This is a genomic window from Neobacillus drentensis (assembly GCF_036966985.1).
Taxonomy (GTDB): Bacteria; Bacillota; Bacilli; order Bacillales; family Cytobacillaceae; genus Neobacillus; species Neobacillus drentensis_E.
The window spans coordinates 1-5,474 of the sequence record NZ_JBALSN010000029.1; the positions used below are offsets into that span (position 1 = coordinate 1).

The 5,474-nt window shown below is 41.6% G+C and carries 6 protein-coding genes; 4 read left to right on the forward strand and 2 right to left on the reverse strand.

The window, feature by feature from the left end:
• Positions 1-152: 152 nt before the first annotated feature.
• Positions 153-308, reverse strand: a complete 156-nt coding sequence (locus tag V7659_RS01890) for a hypothetical protein (RefSeq protein WP_186328720.1) — start codon at positions 306-308, stop codon at positions 153-155.
• A gap of 297 nt (positions 309-605) precedes the next feature.
• Here V7659_RS01890 and V7659_RS01895 point away from each other — a divergent pair, with 297 nt between their 5' ends.
• From V7659_RS01895 to V7659_RS01910, 4 genes are all read left to right on the forward strand, one after another.
• Entirely contained in the window at positions 606-1,814 is a 1,209-nt protein-coding gene (locus tag V7659_RS01895) for a C40 family peptidase (protein WP_335537748.1), read from the forward strand.
• Positions 1,815-3,020: 1,206 nt separating this feature from the next.
• The gene (locus V7659_RS32260; protein WP_438825858.1) at positions 3,021-3,929 is read left to right on the forward strand and encodes an Ig-like domain-containing protein; all 909 of its coding nucleotides are present in this window, start codon (positions 3,021-3,023) and stop codon (positions 3,927-3,929) included.
• 115 nt (positions 3,930-4,044) lie between these two features.
• Complete coding sequence (locus tag V7659_RS01905) at positions 4,045-4,314, forward strand: Ig-like domain-containing protein (protein WP_335537750.1); 270 nt, start codon at positions 4,045-4,047, stop codon at positions 4,312-4,314.
• 132 nt (positions 4,315-4,446) lie between these two features.
• On the forward strand, positions 4,447-4,920 hold the full coding sequence (locus V7659_RS01910) for a DUF3291 domain-containing protein (protein ID WP_335537752.1): 474 nt from the start codon (positions 4,447-4,449) through the stop codon (positions 4,918-4,920).
• Between the two features lie 64 nt (positions 4,921-4,984).
• Here V7659_RS01910 and V7659_RS01915 read toward each other — a convergent pair whose 3' ends face one another.
• On the reverse strand, positions 4,985-5,113 hold the full coding sequence (locus V7659_RS01915) for a hypothetical protein (RefSeq protein ID WP_335537754.1): 129 nt from the start codon (positions 5,111-5,113) through the stop codon (positions 4,985-4,987).
• Positions 5,114-5,474: the final 361 nt, after the last annotated feature.

Below are 5,474 nucleotides of genomic sequence, written 5' to 3' on the forward strand. Positions count from 1 at the left end.
TCCTATTTTTTCTGCCTCGCGGGCATCATACGCTTCCTAGGGTTACCGTTGATGTCTCTTTTCCACCCACGTCCTCATTTTCCTAAAACACACAAATGGCCAGCGAGATAACCTCGCTGGCCTTATATTAATCTTCTATATTATATATATTTTTAACCGACCATTAAGTTTTTCAAATCTGCTTTCAGGTCTGCGATTAGTTTTTCTAGGGTGATTTCCCTTTCGTTAACGCCTGTTTCGTAAGCTTTTCTTACGATTTCTGAGAAATTAGCCGTTTGAGAGCTTTTAGCCTCTACTATCCGATCCACCTTTCTTTTCCTCCTTTAGTTTACTCTAATTGACAATTTTACTAGATTAGCAGGATGATGTAAATCTATTTCCAGTGAAATTTGTTATAATTTAGTGAATTTTGTAAGGATTTGTTCTAATTGGTGAAAAAATAATCGAATGACTTAGTTAGGTTGCCACCTTAATTATTTCGATAATTCAGCAAATACACCAATTTTCGCTAACAATTAAGGAAATATTTACAACTTTTTCTCCGAAACACTAGCAAACTATGGTAAAATTAATAAAACTGTGAAAAAAATAGAGGTGATTTGCTAGTGAAGAAAACTATTGTTCGTGCCTTATCGACAGCTGCCCTGCTTTCGACCGTATTTGCAGGCACTGCCCTGGCCGATACATATAAGGTTCAAAAAGGCGATTCCTTATCGAAAATCGCGCAAAAGTACCATACGAGTGTCAAAGAAATCAAAACAGCAAATGGGTTGAAGTCGGACTTTATCTCTGTCAATCAAATGCTCAAGATCACGGTAGCGAGCAAAATGACCCAAGCATCACAGCCCACCACTTACACCGTTGTAAAAGGTGATGCCTTGATTAAGATTGCCAACCGTTTTCATGTGACTCTTGCTGAACTCAAGAAGTGGAACAATCTTAATAATACCCTCATTTATGTCGGGCAAAACCTAAAAGTTTCCGCCCCAAAACAGACGACGACACCAGCTAAGCCAACGACACCAGCAAAGTCACCGGCCACGACAACATCGACAACCACAACGGGTGTCTATACAGTTAAAAGCGGGGACTATCTTGGCAAGATTGCCAGTAAACATTCAACCTCTGTGTCGAACCTGAAATCATTGAACAAATTAAAATCCGATATGATTTATGTCGGCCAAAAGCTCAAGGTTCCAGCCAAGAAAGCAACAGTGACTCCGGCGAAACCTGTGGCCACCACACCGCCGAAAACAACGACTCCGACAACAAGTGTCAAGGAAACGACGGATTACATCGTTCAAAGCGGGGATACACTTGGAAAGATTGCAGGCAAATATAAGTTGACCGTCAAGGATTTGAAGGCGCTCAATAAACTTACTTCCGACAATATCTATGTCGGCCAAAAGTTAAAAGTCCCTGGGACTAAGACTGAACCTACTGTTAATACTGACCTTGCCGCAAAAATGATCGACAGTGCCAAGAAACTTATTGGAGTTCCTTATGTGTGGGGCGGCAGTAAGCCTTCTGGCTTTGACTGCAGCGGGTTCGTTTATTATGTGGCTAATCAAGCTGGGATGGAAATTGGCCGTTATTCAGCGGAAGGTTTCTATGACCGTACTTACTATGTCGATACACCGAAAGCCGGCGACATTGTCTTTTTTGAAAATACATATAAAAAAGGTATTTCTCATCTAGGAATCTATCTCGGGAACAACCAATTCATCCATGCTAACGATGATGGTGTAATGATTTCTAATTTACAGAGCCCGTATTACCAAGCCCATTTTGAGAGCTTTAAACGTTTTTACTAATATATGGACAAATTCTAAACAACGTTCTAGACTGTTCAACTAAGCCGCCTTTTTTGGGCGGTTTTGTCATGAGACGAGGAACCCAGGGGACAAATCTAGTGGCACAATTAGCCAAGTAAAAACCGCCATGAGAACCGTCCCCCTGGCGTCGCTGTGGTGCTATAATACTAGCTATATTATAAAAGATTAGGAGAGAAATGAATGGCTAAGAAATGGATTTCTGTGCTGATGGCAGCAATTTTGTTTGCGGTTACAATTTTTTCTTCAACGCCGGTTGGGTTTGCTGAGGATGATGTGACTCCGTTGAAACTGAAGGCTGCTTCGGTCAATCTGAAGGATGCGAAGATTGGCGATACAATTGTGTTTACGTTTGAGGTAGAAGAGGATTTGGAGTCAGGGATTGCTGAAGATGGACATGGGATAAGTATAAAACATTCATCCGGCAGTGAAATTGCCTCTAATTTGTTTTATAAGAGAGATAATACCTTTGAGTTCAGATGGAGACTCGATTCATCAACGCTTAAAGGAACTTGGTCTGTCGATTATATCTCGTTATATGATGCGGCCGGGAATGTAAGTGAATACTTTTCCCATGACCCTTTGATCGAGGGATTATCTTATAATGTGGTCGATGGAGTGGAGGATACCACCCCGCCTCGCCTGACAAATATGGCGCTGTTAACAAAAGATGCACAGGCCGGCGGACAGGTGAAAATGACCTTTTCGATCTCAGAATTAAGCGGCCTGGGAGAGTCGTACGTTTATTTTAAACATGAGCGAACGGAGAATTGGCTGCAAGGGAAAATTGAATATAATAGCAGCACCAAGAAATATGAAGCGATTCTTGATGTCCCAAAGGTTATCCAGAACGGGAAATGGACATTAAATTTTCTTCGACTCGCTGATGTATACGGAAATGAGGAATGGTATCGAGCGTCTGAACATACCTTCTTGGATGGCAAAACGGTTAACATTACGGGCGGTACTGACGACTTTTCCGCGCCAATATTCAAATCTATTAAGCTATCGGCGACAAGTGTATATGGCGGAGATACGTTTACGGTCTGGGTCGGTGCTGAGGATAAAAGTGGTTTAAAAGAAGGAAGCATTTCTTTTAAGTCGGCGAACGGCAGCTTCTGGACCCCGCTCGAATGGGATGTATATAAAAACATGTTCCGTGCTGACATTACACTGCCCCCAGGGCAAATGAGCGGACAGTATTCTATTGAGCAAATCTATTTGAGAGATAATGTAGATAACCAAGGGTTCATTTATGATCCACAGGATGGGAGTTTCCCAGTTATTACAGTAAAATCTGTACTAACCGGTGTAGACTCAATGTCACTCATTCGTGGCACAAGCTTTGATCCACTGGCCGGTGTTAAGGCTTTTTCTTCGAAAGAAGGAGATATGAACAAGTTGGTGACGGTTAGCGGTGCGGCTGACCCACAAACCAACGGGATTTATTTATTGAAATATGCGGTAACGGGACCAAATTCAGGCTTTACCTATAAAGGTTACCGCTGGATTACGGTAAATGATAGGAAAAATGTGAATCCATCTGCGAGTACGATGTATTTTAATACCGATGTGAAGCTGGGTGTCGCTCAAAATGAAAAACTTACCCTAGCAAATGGCAGCAAAGTGACTACAATTAATCAAAGTACCAGCCTCAAAAGCGATGGTGCTTATCAAGTGGCAATCCCGTCAAGTGCCCAAACTGCTTCTGGTTTTTCACAGGCTCGTGTTACCAAGTTGGGAAATCGGATTTCTTTTGTGATCGATAAAAAAGCACCTATGGCCCCTTCCGTTTCTGTTGTGACGGACAAGTCCACCTCTGTTAGCGGTAAAGCGGAGGCGTATGCTAATGTGTCATTGTACACCAATGGCAAGTTTTATAAGAAAGTAAGAGCTGACCGGTCTGGTGCGTATAAATTCTCTCTTGCGAAGCAGAAAGTCGGGGCAGAATTGAGAGTAAATGCGACAGACCGTGCATCGAATGTGAGCCCCTTCCGGACGGTCAAAGTGGTTCATGCGCCAACCCTTAATACGGTCAGTAATAAATCCGTTTCTGTTTCAGGACTGACNNGTCTATATCAGCGGAAAGTATTATAAAAGTGGCAAGGCTGATAGCAAAGGAAAATATAAAATCAAGATCAGCAAGCAAAAGGCTGGAAAGAGCATTTCAGTTACTTCGACCTTTGGGAAAGACAAAAAGGTCAGCCCGGTTGTGAAGACAATCGTAATTGATAAGATAGCGCCGGCTAGACCGGGAGTAAATAAGGTGTCAGCTGCCTCCTCTTCTGTTTCAGGAAAAGGTGAAGCACGTGCGGTTGTTTATGTTTTTAATGGGAAGAAACAAATTGGTAAGGGCACGGTTTCAAGTAAAGGTAATTTTAAAGTGCGGATTGTGAAGCAAAAGAAGGGAACGTCTTTGGCGGTTTATTTGGTCGATAAGGCGGGGAATAAGAGTAAGAAGAAGACAGTGAAAGTATACTAAGTTGACATTTTTAAAAGAGGATGACTAAGGAGGTGTAGTTTACCTTTGTGGTCATCCTCTTTTTTTCCATTGGCATTAGTCCAGTCCTTCTTGAATATATGTAGGTTAAAAGTGTTAAAAGGAGAGATTATTATGTCCTTTGTTGCGATTTATACTGTAGGCAGGCTAAAACATCCGTATGAGCATCCTGCTTCGCGTGAGTTTTTTGAAGTGGGATACGAAGTCATGCGCCAGGCTTCTAGATCAGGGCAACTTATAGAGGAGTTTTCTTCTCATGGAGTGCCATTCCCTGAAGAAGTGATCAAAGGAGAGGGGTTTCCTATTCTTACACTAACGGTATGGAAAAGCCTTCAATCTTTAAACCGTTTTACCTATTCAGGGCGACATAAGCAAGCCTTACGAGACAGGAACAAGTGGATTGAATCTCATCAAGAGAAACAACCTACATATGTGGTGTGGTGGACAGAGAAGGTGGCGGATGTATCCTGGGAGGAGGCTTTCAAGAGATACAACTATTATCTTCAGCATGGACCAACTCCTTTTGTGTTTGACTTTAAGCACGCATTTGATGAAGGGGGAGGACCCTTTGACCATGGGGACGGTTAAGTTGGCCTTAATTAGTTCCATAATTAAAGCCATAAAAACCGTCCTCCCTGTGGTTATTTCCCTATTATTTACTTTCTGGTGCTGCTTTTTTACTGGCTTTTTTACTTTGTGTCAACTCTGCTCCAAATTCTGTATCAGCAGCTTTACTTCCTCCAGTATGAGGCTGTTTTCGATTGTCATTACGATTTGTCATGATAGTCCCTCCTTTGTCATTTGATGTTCAAAACTAATATGATAGGCTGGTTACTTACTAAAAAGTTTTAGCAGCCCATTTTAGCGTTCTTTTTTATCAATAAAATTATTCTAGAATAACAAAAAAATCCCTCATTATGTGTGCTTAAGGACATAAGAAACGACCCTGCGGTGTTTGAAAAAATGTGGATTGGTTTCAGAGTGAACGTAAAATGGAATATATTAGTTCATTTATACATATTGAATATTTAAACGTTTTATCGTATAATTATACTGGGTTGGATGGTAATCGTGGACATCATCGTATTTAGCGTAGGTGGGGCTGGTACGAACTAAAGCAAGAGCTGGTAAGCTCTTTTTTT

Coding starts and splice junctions, on each gene's coding strand:
- V7659_RS01910 (WP_335537752.1), top strand. CDS start 4,447: ATGTCCTTTGTTGCGATTTATACTGTAGGCAGGCTAAAACATCCGTAT.
- V7659_RS01915 (WP_335537754.1), bottom strand. CDS start 5,113: ATGACAAATCGTAATGACAATCGAAAACAGCCTCATACTGGAGGAAGT.